At 72.2% G+C, this 16980-nt stretch carries 14 protein-coding genes and 1 tRNA gene; 9 read left to right on the top strand and 6 right to left on the bottom strand.

The window, feature by feature from the left end; genetic code table 11:
* Nucleotides 1–2511, top strand: coding sequence for an ATP-dependent helicase HrpB (hrpB, locus tag ACI1MP_RS27855; protein WP_404869718.1), 2511 nt, complete (start codon nucleotides 1–3; stop codon nucleotides 2509–2511).
* 12 nt (nucleotides 2512–2523) lie between these two features.
* Here the strand turns inward: hrpB and ACI1MP_RS27850 are convergent, their stop codons facing one another.
* The 3 genes from ACI1MP_RS27850 to polA all read right to left on the bottom strand — a co-directional run bounded on the left by ACI1MP_RS27850 (nucleotide 2524) and on the right by polA (nucleotide 6431).
* On the bottom strand, nucleotides 2524–2997 hold the full coding sequence (locus tag ACI1MP_RS27850; protein ID WP_380339955.1) for a hypothetical protein: 474 nt from the start codon (nucleotides 2995–2997) through the stop codon (nucleotides 2524–2526).
* A 56-nt stretch (nucleotides 2998–3053) separates the two neighbouring features.
* Complete coding sequence (locus ACI1MP_RS27845; RefSeq protein WP_404869717.1) at nucleotides 3054–3647, bottom strand: GNAT family N-acetyltransferase; 594 nt, start codon at nucleotides 3645–3647, stop codon at nucleotides 3054–3056.
* Nucleotides 3648–3746: 99 nt separating this feature from the next.
* Nucleotides 3747–6431, bottom strand: a complete 2685-nt coding sequence (gene polA / locus ACI1MP_RS27840) for a DNA polymerase I (RefSeq protein WP_404870838.1) — start codon at nucleotides 6429–6431, stop codon at nucleotides 3747–3749.
* Between the two features lie 201 nt (nucleotides 6432–6632).
* Between polA and ACI1MP_RS27835 the strand changes: the two genes are divergently transcribed.
* From ACI1MP_RS27835 to ACI1MP_RS27805, 7 genes are all read left to right on the top strand, one after another.
* Nucleotides 6633–7085, top strand: a complete 453-nt coding sequence (locus ACI1MP_RS27835; RefSeq protein WP_043913376.1) for a PaaI family thioesterase — start codon at nucleotides 6633–6635, stop codon at nucleotides 7083–7085.
* A 98-nt stretch (nucleotides 7086–7183) separates the two neighbouring features.
* The gene (locus ACI1MP_RS27830; protein WP_404869716.1) at nucleotides 7184–7843 is read left to right on the top strand and encodes a hypothetical protein; all 660 of its coding nucleotides are present in this window, start codon (nucleotides 7184–7186) and stop codon (nucleotides 7841–7843) included.
* Between the two features lie 288 nt (nucleotides 7844–8131).
* Nucleotides 8132–9361 carry a branched-chain amino acid ABC transporter substrate-binding protein gene (locus ACI1MP_RS27825; protein ID WP_043913377.1) on the top strand — a complete coding sequence of 410 codons (1230 nt, stop codon included), beginning with the start codon at nucleotides 8132–8134 and terminating at the stop codon, nucleotides 9359–9361.
* An 87-nt stretch (nucleotides 9362–9448) separates the two neighbouring features.
* Nucleotides 9449–10378 (top strand): branched-chain amino acid ABC transporter permease, encoded by a 930-nt coding sequence (locus tag ACI1MP_RS27820; RefSeq protein ID WP_043913379.1) that lies wholly within the window; start codon nucleotides 9449–9451, stop codon nucleotides 10376–10378.
* Nucleotides 10379–10382: 4 nt separating this feature from the next.
* Nucleotides 10383–12347 carry a branched-chain amino acid ABC transporter permease gene (locus ACI1MP_RS27815; protein ID WP_380339964.1) on the top strand — a complete coding sequence of 655 codons (1965 nt, stop codon included), beginning with the start codon at nucleotides 10383–10385 and terminating at the stop codon, nucleotides 12345–12347.
* A 5-nt stretch (nucleotides 12348–12352) separates the two neighbouring features.
* Nucleotides 12353–13180, top strand: coding sequence for an ABC transporter ATP-binding protein (locus ACI1MP_RS27810; RefSeq protein ID WP_404869715.1), 828 nt, complete (start codon nucleotides 12353–12355; stop codon nucleotides 13178–13180).
* Complete coding sequence (locus tag ACI1MP_RS27805) at nucleotides 13177–13893, top strand: ABC transporter ATP-binding protein (RefSeq protein WP_100586960.1); 717 nt, start codon at nucleotides 13177–13179, stop codon at nucleotides 13891–13893. Before ACI1MP_RS27810 ends, ACI1MP_RS27805 begins: the two co-directional genes overlap by 4 nt.
* Nucleotides 13894–13960: 67 nt before the next feature.
* Here the strand turns inward: ACI1MP_RS27805 and ACI1MP_RS27800 are convergent, their stop codons facing one another.
* A complete protein-coding gene (locus ACI1MP_RS27800) occupies nucleotides 13961–14644 on the bottom strand; it encodes a response regulator (protein ID WP_043913385.1) in 684 nt (227 codons plus the stop codon).
* Nucleotides 14645–14712: 68 nt separating this feature from the next.
* Between ACI1MP_RS27800 and ACI1MP_RS27795 the strand changes: the two genes are divergently transcribed.
* Nucleotides 14713–14786, top strand: a tRNA-Leu gene (locus ACI1MP_RS27795).
* A 106-nt stretch (nucleotides 14787–14892) separates the two neighbouring features.
* Here the strand turns inward: ACI1MP_RS27795 and ACI1MP_RS27790 are convergent.
* The gene (locus ACI1MP_RS27790) at nucleotides 14893–16119 is read right to left on the bottom strand and encodes a LuxR C-terminal-related transcriptional regulator (RefSeq protein ID WP_404870837.1); all 1227 of its coding nucleotides are present in this window, start codon (nucleotides 16117–16119) and stop codon (nucleotides 14893–14895) included.
* Nucleotides 16017–16787, bottom strand: coding sequence for a hypothetical protein (locus ACI1MP_RS27785; protein WP_380339968.1), 771 nt, complete (start codon nucleotides 16785–16787; stop codon nucleotides 16017–16019). The genes ACI1MP_RS27790 and ACI1MP_RS27785 overlap by 103 nt, the downstream gene beginning before the upstream one ends.
* Nucleotides 16788–16980 lie beyond the last annotated feature (193 nt).

The following is a 16980-nucleotide window of genomic DNA, read 5'->3' as shown; positions in this document are numbered from 1 at the left end:
GTGCGCACCGGGGGGCTCGAACTGCCGGTCCGCACTGCGCTGCCCGGGTTGGCCGAGGCGTTGGAGGGGCACGGCGCGGCGGTGCTGTCCGCTCCGCCCGGCACCGGAAAGACCACCCTGGTGCCGCTGGCCCTGGCGGGCCTGCTGGATGCTTTCCCCGGTCCGCCGCGCCGGGTGCTGGTCGCCGAGCCGCGGCGGCTGGCGGTGCGGGCCGCCGCCCGCCGGATGGCCTGGCTGCTGGGCGAGCAGGTCGGCGGCCGGGTCGGGTTCACGGTTCGCGGCGAGCGCCGGGTCGGCCCGGACACCCGGGTCGAGGTGGTCACCACCGGCGTCCTGCTGCAACGTCTGCAGCGCGACCCCGAGCTGCCGGGCGTGGACACCGTGGTGCTCGACGAGTGCCACGAGCGGCACCTGGACGCGGACACCGCGCTGGCGTTCCTGCTGGACGTCCGGGCGGCGCTCCGCCCGGAGCTGCGGCTGCTGCTGGCCTCGGCCACCGCCGACACCGACGCCTGGGCCGAACTGCTGGACGGCGCGCCGGTGGTGGCCGCCGAGGGCGTGTCGCACCCGGTGGAGGCGGTGTGGGCACCGCCGCCGGGCACCGTCCGGCCGCCGCACGGGACGCGGGTCGACCCGGCGCTGCTGGAGCACGTCGCGGCGACGGTCCGCCGGGCGCTCGCCGAGCGGGACGGGGACGTGCTGTGCTTCCTGCCGGGCGTGGGCGAGATCGCCCGGGTGGCCGGGCAGTTGGACGGCGTCGAGGTGCTGCAGCTGCACGGGCAGGCGCCGCAGGCGGTGCAGGACGCGGCGCTGGCGGCCGGGCAGCGGAGGCGGGTGGTGCTGGCCACCTCGGTCGCCGAGTCCTCGCTGACGGTGCCGGGCGTGCGGGTGGTGGTCGACTCCGGGCTGACCCGGGAGCCGCGCACCGACCACGCCCGCGGCCTGTCGGGGCTGGTCACCGTCCGCACCTCGCTGGCCGCCGCCCGGCAGCGGGCCGGCCGGGCCGGGCGGGAGGCTCCCGGCACGGTGTACCGGTGCTGGGCGGAGGTGGAGGACGCCCGCGCGGCGCGCTTCCCGACGCCCGAGATCGCGCTCGCCGACCTGACGTCGTTCGCCCTCCAGGCCGCCTGCTGGGGCGACCCGGACGCCACCGGCCTCGCTCTCCCCGACCCGCCGCCCGCCGGGGCGATGGCCGCCGCCCGCACCACGCTTCGCGCGCTGGACGCGGTGGACGCCGACGGCCGCCCCACCGACCGCGGCCGGGCGATCGCCCGTACCGGCCTGCACCCCCGGCTGGCCCGCGCGCTGCTGGACGGCGCCGCGGCGGTGGGCTCCCGGCGCGCGGCCGAGCTGGTCGCGCTGCTCTCCGAGGAGCCGCCGCGCGCGCTCGGCGACGACCTGGCCCACATCTGGCGCACCGTCAGGCAGGGCAACGACCCGTACGCGCGCCGTTGGAAGGACGAGACCCGCCGACTGGAACAGCAGATCGACAGATCGTCAGGTGAATCCGCGGAGCCGAATGCGGCCGTCGGGCTGGTGGTCGGCCTGGCGTACCCGGAGCGGCTCGCCAAGGCCCGCGGGGGCGGTGAGGGCGGCGAGGGCGCGTACCTGATGGCCTCCGGGACGGCGGCCCAGGTGCAGGGCGGCTCGCGGCTGCCGGCCGGCGGGTGGCTGGCGATCGCGGTGGCCGACCGGCCCGCCGGGTCGCCGTCGGCGCGGGTGCTGCGGGCGGTGGCGATCGACGAGGCGACGGCCCGCCGGGCGGGCGGGCCGTTGCTGGACGGGCGGGAGGAGGTCGGCTGGTCGACCCGGCAGCGGGAGGTGACGGCCCGTCGGGTGGAGACCCTCGGTGCGGTCGAGCTCGCCGCGGCGCCGCTGACGGCGCCCGATCCGGCGCTGGTGCGCGAGGCGCTGCTGACCGGTCTCGAACGCGAGGGCGTCGGCGCGCTGCTGTCCTGGCCGCCGGCCGCGGCGGGGCTGCGCGAACGGCTGGCGTTCCTGCACCGCACCCTCGGCGGGGTGTGGCCGGACGTGAGCGACGCCGCGCTGCTGACCTCCGCCGAGCAGTGGCTGGAGCCGGAGCTGTCCCGGGCCCGTCGCCGCGCCGACCTGGAGCGGATCGACACCGCCGCCGCGCTGCAGCGCCTGCTGCCGTGGGCGAGCGGCCAGGCCGGCCGGCTGGAGGAGCTCGCCCCGGAGCGGATCACGGTGCCGAGCGGCAGCCGGATCCGGGTCGACTACTCGGGCGACCGCCCGGTCCTCGCCGTCAAGCTCCAGGAGCTGTTCGGCTGGGACGCCGCCCCGGCGCTGGCCGACGGCCGGGCCCCGCTCACCGTCCACCTGCTCTCCCCCGCAGGCCGCCCGGCCGCCGTCACCGGCGACCTGGCCGCGTTCTGGCGCGAGGGCTACCGCGCCGTCCGTGCCGACCTGCGCGGCCGCTACCCCCGCCACCCGTGGCCGGAGGACCCGACCACGGCCGAACCCACCCGCCGGGCCAACCCGCGCAAGTGACGTCGTGTCGGGTCAGCCAGCAGGGAGCGAGGACGGCGAGGTGTGCGGGTTCGGCGCGACCGGACCGAGCGACAGGATCGGCCCGCATGCCATCAGCCGGCCCGACCGGTCGTAGTGGCAGTCCGGGTTCCGCGTCGGCCTGGTGTCGTCGCTGTTGGGATGCGTCCCGGGCGTCACCTCGGTGATCGGCGTCCGCGTCGCCTTCGGCTTCGCCCCGGTCGCTGTCGACCGGGGCGTGGCGGCGGCCGTGGTCTCCGGCTCCTCGGTCGGCGTCAGCGTCGCGGTCTCGGCGGGGGCCGGTGACTCGGTGGGCGAGGGCGAGGCGCTCTCGCTCGGCGTCTCGGCGACCACCGGCGCGGCCTGGGGCGGGGTGGCCGGTTGCGGGGCGGGGCCCGGGTGCGCTGCCCACAGCGTGCCGCCGGCCACCACCGCGGCTGCGGCCAGTACGATCCCCGCCCGCGCTCTTCCGCCCTGCGGCACCTTCATCCCGCCCCACCTCTCGCCCACCTGCCGAACGGGCGCGCGGAGCCTACCGGTCGGCGCTACACCCAGTCCTCGGCGAGGGCGGCCATGTCGATGTCGTCGATCCACTCGTCGCCGTACCGCAGCACCTGTCGGCGGACGCCCTCGACCTTGAACCCGGCCTTCTCGTACGCGCGCCGGCCGCGGGCGTTGAAGCCGTACACGCCCAACGAGACCCGGTTGAGGCCGAGGGCGCGGATGGCGTGGTCGGTGGTGAGCCGGACGGCCTCGGTGCCGAAGCCGCGGTCACGGCCGTCGGGGCCGATGCAGATCCGGAGGTTGCAGGAGCGGTTGGCCTCCTCCCACTCGTTGAGGACGACCTCGCCGACGCCGCGGCCGGTGGACCGGTCGACGATGATCAGGTCGAGCCGGTCGGCCTGCTCGTTGCGGGTGGAGTACCACTCGACGACGCGCTTCTCCATCGCCTCGTCCCACTCGGGCGCCGCGGGGGTGTACACGTTCGAGGTGTACTTGAGCACCTCCAGGTCCTGAAGCATCACCCGGAGCATCGGCAGATCCTCCTCCGGCCGCACCGGCCGAAGGATGATCCGCTCCCCCTCCAGCGTCGGCTTGTCGGCGAACGTGGCGGCGGAAGTGGAGAGTTGATCAGTCATTCGGCCAGTCTCCGAGCCCCGGGCGGAGGCCCGCAAACGATTTAGCCGTTCGCGGGGACTGCCGCCCGGGGCCGGTGGACCACGCCCGGGGCCGGTCGACTAGTGCGCGGCCGCCTCCCAGTCGGTGCCGACGCCGACCGAGACGTCGAGCGGGGCGCGGAGGGGGTAGGCGTCGGCCATCTGCTCGCGGACCAGGGCTTCGACCTGCTTGCGCTCGCCGGGGGCGAGTTCGAGGACGATTTCGTCGTGGACCTGGAGCAGCATGCGGGACTTCAGGTCGGCGGCGCGCAGGGCCTCGTCGACGCGGAGCATGGCGATCTTGACGATGTCGGCGGCGGAGCCCTGGATGGGGGCGTTGAGGGCCATCCGCTCGGCCATTTCCCGGCGCTGGCGGTTGTCGCTGGTGAGGTCGGGCAGGTAGCGGCGGCGGCCGAGCAGGGTCTCGGTGTAGCCGACGGCGCGGGCCTCCTCGACCACGTTGTGCAGGTAGTCGCGGACGCCGCCGAAGCGCTCGAAGTAGGTGTCCATCAGGCCCTGGGCCTCGGCGGGCTTGATGCCGAGCTGCTGGGAGAGGCCGTACGCGGACAGGCCGTAGGCGAGGCCGTAGGACATGGCCTTGATCTTGCGGCGCATCTCGGCGTCGACCTGGTCGCGGGCGACCGCGAAGACCTGGGAGGCGACGGTGGTGTGCAGGTCCTCGCCGGAGGCGAAGGCCTCGATCAGGGCCTCGTCCTCGGACAGGTGCGCCATGATGCGCAGTTCGATCTGCGAGTAGTCGGCGGTGAGCAGCGACTCGTAGCCCTCGCCGACCACGAAGGCGCGGCGGATGGCGCGGCCCTCCTCGGTGCGGACCGGGATGTTCTGCAGGTTCGGGTCCTGGGACGAGAGCCGGCCGGTGGCTGCGACCATCTGGTTGAAGGTGGTGTGGATGCGGCCCTGCGGGGAGACCGTCTTGAGCAGGCCCTCGACGGTGGTGCGCAGCTTGGCCTGGTCGCGGTGGCGGAGCAGGATGACCGGCAGTTCGTTGTCGGTCTGGGTGGCGAGCCAGGTGAGGGCGTCGGCGTCGGTGGTGTAGCCGGTCTTGATCTTCTTGGTCTTGGGCAGGTTGAGGTCGCCGAACAGGACTTCCTGGAGCTGCTTGGGCGAGCCGAGGTTGAACTCGCGCCCGGCGGCGGCGTGCGCCTCCTCGACACAGCGCTGGATCTCGGCGGCGAACTGGGCCTCCAGGCCCTGCAGCCAGCCGCGGTCGGCGGCGATGCCGTAGCGCTCCATCCGGGCGAGCAGCGCGGCGATGGGCAGTTCCATGTCGTGGAACAGCTTGTCGGCGCCGACCTCGGCGAGCCTGGTGTCGAAGAGTTCGGCGAGGTCGTGGACGGCGCGGGCCTCGGTCATCTGGGCCTGGGCGCCGGCCGTCGGGTCGGGCTCGTCGGCGTCGAAGCTGAGCTGGCCGGTCTCGGCCTGGGCGGCGGGGGCCAGCGAGCGGGACAGGTACTCCTCGGCGAGGACGTCGAGGGTGAAGGTGCGGCGACCGGGCTTCTCCAGGTAGGCGGCGAGCGCGGTGTCGGCGCTGACGCCGGCGAACTGCCAGCCCTGCTCGGCGAAGGCGCGCACGACCTGCTTGGCGATGTGCAGGGCCTTGGGGCGCGCGGGGTCGGCGAGCCAGGCGGTGAACGCCCGGTCGTCGTCCTCCTCCAGGGCGGCGGGGTCGAACCAGGCGGCGGCGGTGCCGGTGGCGAGCGCGACCTGCTTGACCTGGCCGGCGCCGAGGGCCCACTCGTAGTCGGCGGCGATCGCGGTGCGTTCGCCCTTGCCGGTGTGCTCCTCCAGCCAGGCGGCGAGCGCACCGGGGACGGTGAGCAGGTCGCCCTCGACGGCGGGGCCGGTGGGGATGTCGGCGGCGGCGGCGGTCTCGGCACCGGCCGGGTCGATGCCGGCCACCCGGTCGCGGAAGTTGGGGTTGCGGAACTCCAGCGCCTCCATCAGCCGGGCGATTTCCTCCCGGTCGAACGGCGTGCGCTCCAACTGGGGGACGCCGAGCGGGAGTTCGACGTCCCGGACGAGCTCGGTGAGCACCCGGTTGCGCTTGACGGAATCGAGGTGCTCGCGCAGCTTCTCGCCGATCTTGCCCTTGACCTCGTCGGCCCGCTCGACCAGTTCCTCGAAGGAGCCGAACTGGTTGACCCACTTCGCGGCGGTCTTCTCGCCGACGCCGGGGATGCCGGGCAGGTTGTCGGACGGGTCGCCGCGCAGCGCCGCGAGGTCCGGGTACTGGTCGGGGCGCACGCCGTACTTCTCGGCGACCTTCTCCGGGGTGTAGCGCGTCAACTCCGAGACGCCCTTGGTGGGGTAGAGCACGGTGACGTGCTCGTTGACCAGCTGGAGCGAATCCCGGTCGCCGGTGACGATGAGCACCTCGAAGCCCTCGGCCGCGGCGGCGGTGGCGAGGGTGGCGATGATGTCGTCGGCCTCGAAGCCCTCGGCGGTGAGCCGGGGGATCCGCATCGCGTCGAGGAGTTCGCCGATAAGCGGGATCTGGCTGCGGAACTCGTCGGGAGTCTTGGCGCGGTTGGCCTTGTACTCGGGGAACTCGGCGGCGCGGAAGGTCTGCCGGGAGATGTCGAAGGCGACCGCGAGGTGCGTGGGCGCCTCGTCCCGGACGGTGTTGACCAGCATCGAGGTGAAGCCGTACACCGCGTTGGTGTGCTGGCCGGTGGTGGTGGAGAAGTTCTCCACCGGCAGGGCGAAGAAGGCCCGGTAGGCCATCGAATGCCCGTCCAGCAGCATCAGCCGGGGCCGCCCGGCCGCACTCTTGCCTGCACCCTGTGTCGCCACGTCACATCCCGTTCCTGCCCGGTTGCACTGCCGTCCCCGATCCTATGGCCCGGGGCCGACATCTCCCGGCGCGGCGCGGAGCACCTCCCTACCGACGGGTAGACAGTCGTACGATCGACGCGCACAACGAAGTGAACCCCGAACAGGAGCACCATGACCGACGCGGCGCCCGTACTGAACGTGCCCCAGGACGTGCTGGACCACTTCGCGAAGCTGGGGGTGAACCCGGAGACCTTCTCGGGTGGCCTGCTGGGCGAGAAGCTGGGCATCACCATCGTCGAGGCCTCCCCGGACCGGGTGGTGGGCACCATGCCGGTGGAGGGCAACCAGCAGCCGTACGGACTCCTGCACGGCGGGGCGTCGGCCGCGCTGGCCGAGACGCTGGGGTCGATCGGCGCGATGCTGCACGCCGGCCCGGGCCGCTACGCGGTGGGCGTGGACCTGAACGCCACCCACCACCGCTCGGCCACCTCCGGCCTGGTGACGGGCGTGGCGACGGCGGTGTTCAAGGGCCGCACCGCGGCGACCTACGAGATCGCGGTGACGGACGACACCGGCCGCCGGATCACCAGCTGCCGACTGACCTGCATGCTGCGCGACCTGTAGCGCCGCGAGGCCGTAAAAAAGCCTCAACTCCCGACGCGCCCCCTGGGTTTGGCCTTTTCCCGACACGGGAATTCTCGGCTGGACGAGGGGGCGCCGCCATGTCCGCAGAACCGCCGCCGGGCGAGCCGAAGGGGTTTCTCGGCCCGGTGGAGCCGGGCGAGGGCACCTGGACACCACTCCGACTGTACGTCGACGAACCGCCGCGGCTGCTGAGCAGACGCCTGAAGGCGGTCCTGGTCCTGCTACTGCTGGCGCTGGCACTGTTCCTGACGGCGCGTCACGCGATGGAGCGCACGGCGGCCGCGGCCAACTCGCCGCCGCCGGAGCTGCCGCTCCCCTCGCAGTCCACCCGGTTCCAGTACGGCGGCAAGCTGCCGGTCGGGCAGGAGTCGTTCGCGCTGTCCCTGACGGTGCACAACGCCGGCACCGGCCCGGTGGACGTCCTGGGGGTGAGCCAGGGCTACCGCGGACTGTCGGTGGTGGTGGGGGGATGGCTGCCGCAGACGGTGCCACCGGGGCAGACGGTGTCGCTGCGGGTCGGCCTGAAGGTGACGGACTGCTCGGCGGCTCCGGCGGACGCCGGCCTGCCCTTCCTCGATGTCACGCTGCGTAACACGCGCGCATTGGAGACGACAAGTCAGATTCTGGGCGATTCCTACGCCCGGGACCTCTCCGCGGCACTGCACGCGACCTGCGACACTCCCGATAATCGAACACCCACGACCAGCCCGAGCAGCTCGGACAAACCTGTCCGATAAGCGGATCTTCCAACCCTGCCTGGGGAGTTGGGCGCCCCGACCGCCCGCGCCACCGGCCGGAGCCCGGAACAGCGGGCTCCACCTGCGGTTTTCTCCCACGCACTGAGATCAACTTCCGGCGTGGTCATAACAAGAGAATCACAGCCTCACCCGCCCCACTGACCGCACCGCCACACGCGGTCTAGAGTCACGCCCAGTCACCGCCCGTCCGATTTTCGGGCCCGGTCGACGCGTTCCGGCACCGCCAGCCCTGTGCGCGTGTCTTCCGTCCAGAAGGAGACCCCCGTCGTGCGAAAGAGCTCACTTCTTGTCGTGACCATTGCAGTTACCGGAGCGCTCACCCTCTCGGCCTGCGGCTCGCGCGGTGCCAAGACCGGCTCGGACAACGCGGGCGGCACCACCAAGGTGGTCATCGGCGTGGACGCCCCGATCAGCGGCAAGCTGTCCGCGCTGGGCCTGGGCATCAAGAACTCGGCCGACCTGGCCACCAAGAAGGCCAACAAGGACAACCTGGTTCCGGGCGTCACCTTCTCCATCGAGGCCAAGGACGACCAGGCCAACCCGACCTCCGGCAAGCAGAACGCCACCGCCCTGGTCGACATGAAGGACGTCGTCGGCGTGGTCGGCCCGCTGAACTCCAGCGTCTCGCAGACCATGCAGAAGGTCTTCAACGACGCCAAGCTGACCCAGGTCTCCCCGGCCAACACCAGCCCCGAGCTGTCGCTCGGCCCGGACTGGGGCAGCAGCAAGTTCACCCGCCCGTACGCCTCGTACTTCCGCACCGCCACCACCGACGTGGTGCAGGGCAAGTACGCCGCCCAGTACCTGTTCAACGAGGCGAAGAAGACCAAGGTCTACGTCATCGACGACAAGAAGACCTACGGCGCGGGCCTGGCGGCCATCTTCCAGGAGGAGTTCAAGAAGCTCGGCGGCACCGTGGCCGGCTCCGACCACATCAACCCGGACGACAAGGACTTCTCCGCGGTCGCCACCAAGGTCGCCTCCTCGGGCGCCGACTCGGTGTACTACGGCGGCGAGTACCCGGAGGCCGGCCCGCTCACCGACCAGATCAAGAAGGCCGGCGCGAAGGTCCCGCTGATGGGCGGCGACGGCATCTACGACCCCGAGTTCATCAAGCTCTCCAACAACAACAGCGACGGCGACCTGGCCACCTCGGTCGGCGCCCCGGTGGAGGAGCTGTCCTCCGCCAAGACCTTCGTCGCCGACTACACCGCGGCCGGCTACAAGGACGCGTACTCCGCGTACGGCGGCTACTCGTACGACGCCGCGTGGTCGATCATCGAGGCCGTCAAGGCCGCGGTGGAGCACAACGGCGGCAAGGTGCCGAGCGACCTGCGCACCAAGGTGCTGGCCGAGATGGCCAAGGTGAACTTCTCCGGCGTCACCGGCCAGGTCTCCTTCGACCAGTACGGCGACACCACGAACAAGCAGCTCACCGTCTACAGCGTCAAGGGCGGCGAGTGGAAGGCGGTCAAGAGCGGTACCTACAACGGCTGATCCCGCACCTGCACCAGCCGATGTCCGGCGGGGGGCGCCACAAGTGCCCCCCGCCTCCTCATACCCCCCTATCCACGGAGGCCCGCGGTGCACGAACTGCCGCAAAACCTGGCCAACGGACTGATGCTCGGCCTGATGTACGGCCTGATCGCCATCGGGTACACGATGGTCTACGGCATCGTCCAACTCATCAACTTCGCCCATGGCGAGATCTTCATGATCGGCGGCTTCGGGGCCCTGACCGCCTACGCCGCGCTGCCGCACGGCACTTCGCTCTGGCTGGCCCTGCCGGTCATGATCCTGGGCGGCGTGATCGCCTCCGTGCTCACCGCCACCGCGGCCGAACGGTTCGCCTACCGCCCGCTGCGGACCGCGCCCCGGCTGGCCCCGCTGATCACCGCGATCGGCCTGTCCATCGCGCTGCAGCAGGTGGTCTGGGCGTTCTACCCGGGAGCCAAGAAGGCCATCTCCTTCCCGCAGTTCGCGGGTGACACCGTCGACCTCGGCCTGTTCCACCTCCAGCGCAACGACCTGTTCCTGCTGGCCGCCGCGCCGCTGTGCATGCTGATCCTGGCCTCGTTCGTGCGCTTCACCCGCACCGGCCGGGCCATGCAGGCCACCGCGCAGGACCCGGACACCGCGAAGCTGATGGGCATCAACACCGACCGGATCATCGTGATCGCCTTCGCCCTGGGCGCGGCCTTCGCCGCGGTCGCGGCCGTGGCGCACGGCCTGAGGTACGGCCAGGTCGACTTCATGATGGGCTTCCTGGCCGGTCTGAAGGCCTTCACCGCCGCCGTCCTGGGCGGCATCGGCAACATCTACGGCGCGATGCTCGGCGGGCTGGTCCTCGGCGTCGCCGAATCGCTGGCCACCGCGTACATCCAGAACGTCCCCGGCATGCACCAGCTCGGCGGCGGCGCCTGGGCCAACGTGTGGGCGTTCGTCCTGCTGATCGTCGTGCTGCTGGTGAGGCCACAGGGCCTGCTCGGCGAGCGCGTCGCGGATCGGGCGTGAGCAGATGACCACTTCGTCCCAGAAATTCGCGGCCTCGCACGAGACCACGCCCGTCCTCCGGCTTCCCGGCACCGCGGCGCTCGCCGCGGCGGTGGCCGGCGGGGTGCTGGCCGCCGCGTCCGCGGCGATGTCCTGGACCTGGACCGACCAGTTCCCGGGCGACCTCACCTACTACGGCTCCCCGGCCGGCCTGCAGTGGCTGGCGCTGGTCGGCGGCCTGCTGACCGCGCTGCTGGCGCTCGCCGCGCACGGGCTGAAGGGCCTGCGCTGGCTGAGCCCGTCCGGCAGCCACAACGGCGTGCTGTTCGCCGCCCTCGGCACCCTCGCGGTGTGCTGGTACTCGGTGATCGCGATCACCGTCCAGCTGGACGGCCTGGTCAACCTCGACCCGGGCGGCTGGGTCGCCGCGGTCGGCTCGCTGCTCGCCGTGGTCGGCGCGCTCGGCCTGCCGCTGGACCGCCGCCGCACCGTCAAGCAGAACCCCGTCGCCCCGTGGTGGTACCTGGTCGCCGGTGTCGCGGTGGTGCTGCGGGTCGGCTTCGGCCAGGGCTGGGCGCTGAACGCCGTCCCGCCCGGCGTCCGGCCGCTCTTCACCGAGAACCTGTGGTTCTTCGTCGCCGTGCCGGTCGTGATCCTCGGCTTCCGGCTCTGGCAGCTGCTGGACGCCTGGCTGCGGATCGGCCGGATCGAACGCCCGCTGCCCGCCGCCCGCGTGCTGCCGTCCTGGGCGGAGATCCTGGTGATCACCGCGGTGTTCGCGCTCGGCCTGGGCGTGGTCGAGTTCGGCATCTCCACCGAGTACGGCGAGCTGTTCATCGGCTTCCTGCTGCTCGCGGTCTTCGCCACCGCCGCGCTGCTGGCCGGCGGCACGGTCGCCCGGCTGAGCGAACTGACCACCCGCCACCGCGCGGTGACCACCGGCGCGGCGTTCGCCGCCGCGGGCGCGTTCCCGTTCACCCAGAGCAGCGAGACGTACGTGCTGATCGGGGCGAACATCCTGATCTTCGCCACGGTGGCGCTCGGCCTGAACGTGGTGGTCGGCCTGGCCGGTCTGCTGGACCTCGGCTACGTCGCCTTCCTCGGCGTCGGCGCGTACGCGGCCGCGCTGGTCTCCGGCTCGCCGTACTCGGTGTTCCGCGGCCTGCACCTGCCGTTCCCGCTCGCGGTGCTGATCGGCGCGCTGGCCGCGCTGGTGTTCGGCGTGGTGATCGGCGCCCCGACGCTGCGGCTGCGCGGCGACTACCTGGCGATCGTCACGCTCGGCTTCGGTGAGATCTTCCGGATCGCCATGAACAACCTGGACGGCCGCTCCGGCCCGAGCCTGACCAACGGCCCGAACGGCGTGGCGGCGATCCCCGACGTCAACCTGTTCGGCTTCGACTTCGGCCAGCCGCACGACTTCGGCTTCGTCCAGCTCGGAAAGTTCGGCAACTACCTGCTGCTGATGCTGGTGGTCACCGCGATCGTCGTGGTGGTGTTCGGCCGGGTCGCCAACTCCCGGATCGGCCGCGCCTGGGTGGCGATCCGCGAGGACGAGACGGCGGCCGAGGCAATGGGCATCAACGGCTTCCGGGTGAAGCTGATCGCCTTCGCGCTGGGCGCCACCCTGGCCGGCCTGGCCGGCGCGGTGCAGGCGCACGTGGCGGGCGCGGTCTCCCCCGACCAGTACCAGTTCGCCGGGCCGGTCCCGCCGAACTCGGCGTTCCTGCTGGCCGCGGTGATCCTCGGCGGCATGGGCACCATCAGCGGACCGCTGGTCGGCGCGGCGCTGCTGTTCCTGATCCCGGCGAAGCTCCAGTTCCTGCAGTCCTACCAGCTGCTGGCGTTCGGCGTCGCCCTGATCCTGCTGATGCGCTTCCGCCCCGAGGGGCTGATCGCCAACCGCCGCCGGAAGTTGGAGTTCCACGAGGCCGAGCTGCCCGCGCAGGGCGGCCCGACCGACGACGCACTCTCGAAGGCAGGGGCGTGAGCACCATGACCACCGACACCGCGCCCGCCGCACCGCTCGCCGAGACGGTCCTGGAAGCCACCGACGTGGTGATGCGCTTCGGCGGCCTGACCGCCGTCAACCAGGTCAACCTGACGGTCCGCCAGGGCGAGATCGTCGGTCTGATCGGCCCGAACGGCGCCGGCAAGACCACCTTCTTCAACTGCCTGACCGGGCTGTACGTCCCGACCTCGGGCGTCGTCAGGTACAAGGGCCAGGTGCTGCCGCCCAAGCCGCACCTGGTCACCCAGGCCGGCATCGCCCGGACCTTCCAGAACATCCGGCTGTTCTCCAACATGACGGTGCTGGAGAACGTCCTGGTGGGCCGGCACACCCGCACCGAGGAGGGCCTGTTCTCGGCGATCCTCCGCGGTCCGGGGTACCGGCGGGCCGAGGCCGAGAGCCGTGAACGGGCCATGGAGCTCCTGGAGTTCTGCGGCCTGTCCGGGAAGGCCGACCACCTGGCCCGCAACCTGCCCTACGGCGAGCAGCGCAAGCTGGAGATCGCCCGGGCGCTGGCCTCCGAGCCGGGCCTGCTGCTGCTGGACGAGCCGACCGCGGGCATGAACCCGCAGGAGACCCGGTCCGCCGAGGAACTGGTGTTCGCGATCCGGGACCTCGGGATCGCGGTGCTGGTGATCGAGCACGACATGAAGTTCATCTTCAACCTGTGCGACCGCACCGCGGTGCTGGTGCAGGGCCAGAAGATCGTCGAGGGCGACCGGGAGACCGTCCAGAACGACGAGCGGGTGGTCACCGCCTACCTGGGCGAGCCGCTCGAAGGAACCACCACCACTACGGAGGCCGACCAGTGACCGCTCTGCTGGAGGTCGAGGACCTTCGCGTCGCCTACGGCAAGATCGAGGCCGTCAAGGGCATCAGCTTCACCGTCGAACAGGGCGAGGTCACCACCCTGATCGGCACCAACGGCGCGGGCAAGACCACCACCCTGCGCACCGTGTCCGGCCTGCTCCGGCCGACCGCGGGTCGGATCCTGTTCGAGGGCGAGCCGATCGACACGGTGCCCGCGCACCGGATCGTCGCGCTGGGCCTGGCGCACTCCCCCGAGGGCCGGCACATCTTCCCGCGGATGACCATCGAGGAGAACCTGCTGCTGGGCGCGTTCCTGCGGCGCGACCAGGCGGGCATCGCCCGGGACGTGGAACGGGCCTGCACGCTGTTCCCGATCCTCGCCGAGCGCCGGAAGCAGGCCGCGGGCACGCTGTCCGGCGGCGAGCAGCAGATGCTGGCGATGGGCCGGGCGCTGATGTCCAACCCGAAGCTGCTGCTGCTGGACGAGCCCTCGATGGGCCTGTCGCCGCTGATGATGCAGAAGATCATGGCGACCGTGGTGGAGCTGCGCGCCTCGGGCACCACCATCCTGCTGGTGGAGCAGAACGCGCAGGCCGCGCTCTCGCTCTCGGACCGCGCGTACGTGATGACGACCGGCGAGATCACGCTCTCCGGCACGGGCGCGGAGCTGCTGCGCGACGACACGGTGCGCCGCGCGTACCTGGGCGAGGACTGACGGACCGTCGGTACGGCGAGTGCCCCCGTCGGAAGTCCGGCGGGGGCACTCGTGCGCTCGGGGGCGGTCAGCCCTCGGCCGCCTCGGCCTTCTTGCGGTCCTGGGCGGCGCCCTCCTCGATCACGGCCTCGGCGACGGCGGCCATGGTCATCCGGCGGTCCATCGAGGTCTTCTGGATCCAGCGGAACGCGGCGGGCTCGTTCAGCCCGAACTTGGTCTGCAGCACGCTCTTCGCCCGGTCGACCAGCTTGCGGGTCTCCAGGCGCTGCGAGAGATCCGCGATCTCCTGCTCCAGGGTGCGCATCTCGGTGTAGCGGGAGACCGCCATCTCGATCGCGGGCACCAGGTCGCTCTTGCTGAACGGCTTGACGATGTAGGCCATCGCACCGGCGTCGCGGGCCCGGTCGACCAGTTCGCGCTGCGAGAACGCGGTGAGCATCAGCACCGGGGCGAGGTGCTGCTCGTGGATCCGCTCGGCGGCGGACAGGCCGTCCAGCACCGGCATCTTGACGTCCAGGATGGCCAGGTCGGGCTTGAGCTCCTCGACCAGCCGTACCGCGGTCTCGCCGTCACCGGCCTCACCGACGACGGTGTAGCCCTCCTCCTCCAGCATCTCCTTGAGATCGAGGCGAATCAGTGCCTCGTCCTCGGCGATGACGATTCGGGTGATCTGGGGCGAGTCGGTCTCAAGCGGCTGGGGCTGCTCGTCGGCGGTGCTCACGGGGCTCCTCGGTCCGGCGGGGTGCTGCATGCACGAGCCTACCCAGACACGGTATGTTTGGTTCACCACGGTGGGGGGTTTGACCTTCGAACCGCTGGGCCCCGATAGCCCAATCGGCAGAGGCAACGGTCTCAAACACCGTCCGGTGTGGGTTCGAATCCCACTCGGGGCACTTTCTCTTCAATTCCAAGGTCACCGACCTTGGCTGTGCGCCGCCGCGGTGACCACCACCACGGCGGCGCGAGTCGTTTCCCCGCCCGGCTGCCGAGGGATCCGGCTCAGGACGCCAGGTGCAGTCCGGCGGACGGGCCGGCCCGGTGGGCGAGGGCGGCCGCCTCGCCCCGGGAGGCGACGCCGAGCTTGGCCAGGATGTTGGCGACGTGGAACTTCACCGTGGACTCGCTGATGTGCAGCGCGGCGGCGATGTCCCGGTTGCGGCGGCCCCGGGCCAGCTGGTCCAGCACCTCCCGTTCGCGCGGCTGGAGGCCGTCCAGGGGGTCGCCGACCGAAGCGGGTTCGGGCAGCGCGAGCGGCAGGTCCACGGTGATGGTGGCGCCCCAACCGGGCACCGCCTCGACGGTGCTGCGCCCGCCCAGCGCGGCGATCCGCTCCGCGGTGCGGTGCACGCCCAGCGCGTCGGCCGCCAGCGCGCCGAGGCCGTCGCCGCGCACCACCGCGCGCAGCACCGAATCAGCGGTGAACTGCCAACTGACGTGCAGCCGCCCGGGCTTCTCCTGGTCCAGCATCACCAGCACGGCGGCCCGGACGGCGTCCCTGGCGGTGTGCGCCAGGTCGGCGGGGACGGAGCGGGCGCCGTCGGCCGGGGGCGCGACGTCGAGGCGGACCCGGGTGTGGCGCAGCAGCGGCCGCAGTTCGCGGGCCAGCCGGGCGAACGCGGCGTCGGCGGGCTCCTCGCTGAGGACGCGGTCCAGGTCGGCGGAGCGGCGCAGGTCGAGCAGGGCGGTGACGGCGAGTTCGGTGGCCGCGCGGCGGGCGGCGGCGTCGTCCAGGTCGGCGGAGCGCAGCGGGGCGAGGATCGCGGTCAGCGCGGCGCTGTGGGTGCCGGTGGACTTGGCGATCGCCCAGGCGCGGGCGTTCGCGGAGACCCGGGAGACGGCGGCCTGCGCGGGGGCGGCGTCGGTGGCGCGGTGGTCGGAGTGGGTGACCACCAGGTCCCACAGCTGCTGCAGGATCTCCAGCACGTCCGTCGTCAGCGGCGCCCCGTCCGACCGGATCAGCACCAGCACGGCGCCCTTCCCGGCCCCCGGCGTGGTGGTGACCACCAGCAACGGCCGCTCCGCTCCGGCAAGTTCGGCCTCCCCCTGCCAGGGTCGGCCGGGCCCGGCCTCGGCCAGCGCGCGCTCGCCGAGCCGGGAGATCACCAGGCTGCCGAAGGCCTCCGTCAGCTCCCGCGGCCCGACCGTGTTCGCCGGGGAGTACGCGCAGACGCCGCTGAGTTGGGCGGCGGCCAGGTGCGGGACCAGCGGTTCGAGCACCTCGGACAGCTTCGGCAGCAGGCCGGGCCGGGGTTCGCGAAGCACCTCGACGGCGCGGGCCAGCGCGTCCTGCGGGCGGGCCCAGGGGGCGGTCTCGTCCATACCCGCCAGCCTAGTTCGGGCCACGGGTACCGACCCTGGCCTTTCGGCCGGGTCGACCTGTCCGAAAGGCGGGCCGTGGGTCGGTCCGTGAGCCGCAGGGCGGACTTGTCGAAGACGTCGAACACGTCCACCCAGCCGACCAGCACGTTGCAGACCTGTTCGTCGCCGACGACCGTGCAGCCGAACCCGGCGACGACCATGCCGTTCAGCTGTCGGGTGACGGGGTCGTTGACGGTGATCACGGGGCCGCCGCTGTCGCCGGTCCGGGCGACGGGGCCGCCGTTCTGCGGGGCGCCGGTGCTGCCGAAGACGGCTGTGCCGTTGGTGACCCAGGTGGCGTTGCCCGTGTGCGTGGTGCGGATGTCGCAGACGTCCTTGGAACCGTAGCCGAGCCGGCAGACGAGCTCGCCGACAGCCACGTCGTGCACGCCGTTCAGGGTACGGGTGAAGCCCTGCTCGCCGAAGCCGTCCCTGGTGACGCGGGAGGCCTTGGCCTCGATGAACGCCAAGTCGATCTCCGGCAGTTCGGCCAGAGCCGCGGCGAACGCGAGGGGGCGCCATGCGAGTTTCGCCATCGGATCTCCATCGATCACTCCCCGAGTTCGAACACGCACTGCGAGCGACCACAGGGACGGTCGAATGCCCCGGCAAACCCAGCGCGGCGGTCCGGATCCGGCCGTCCTGGCTTTTCGGCCAGGTGGAACCGTCCGAAAGACCGGCCGGGCGGCCGCCGCCCGGGGCGCAGGATGGAACCCGTCGGAAAGAATC

It is taken from the genome of Kitasatospora griseola (assembly GCF_044999035.1).
GTDB lineage: Bacteria > Actinomycetota > Actinomycetes > Streptomycetales > Streptomycetaceae > Kitasatospora > Kitasatospora griseola.
The sequence above is the reverse complement of the archived record's forward strand: the minus strand, read 5'-3'. Positions and strand labels throughout refer to the sequence as shown.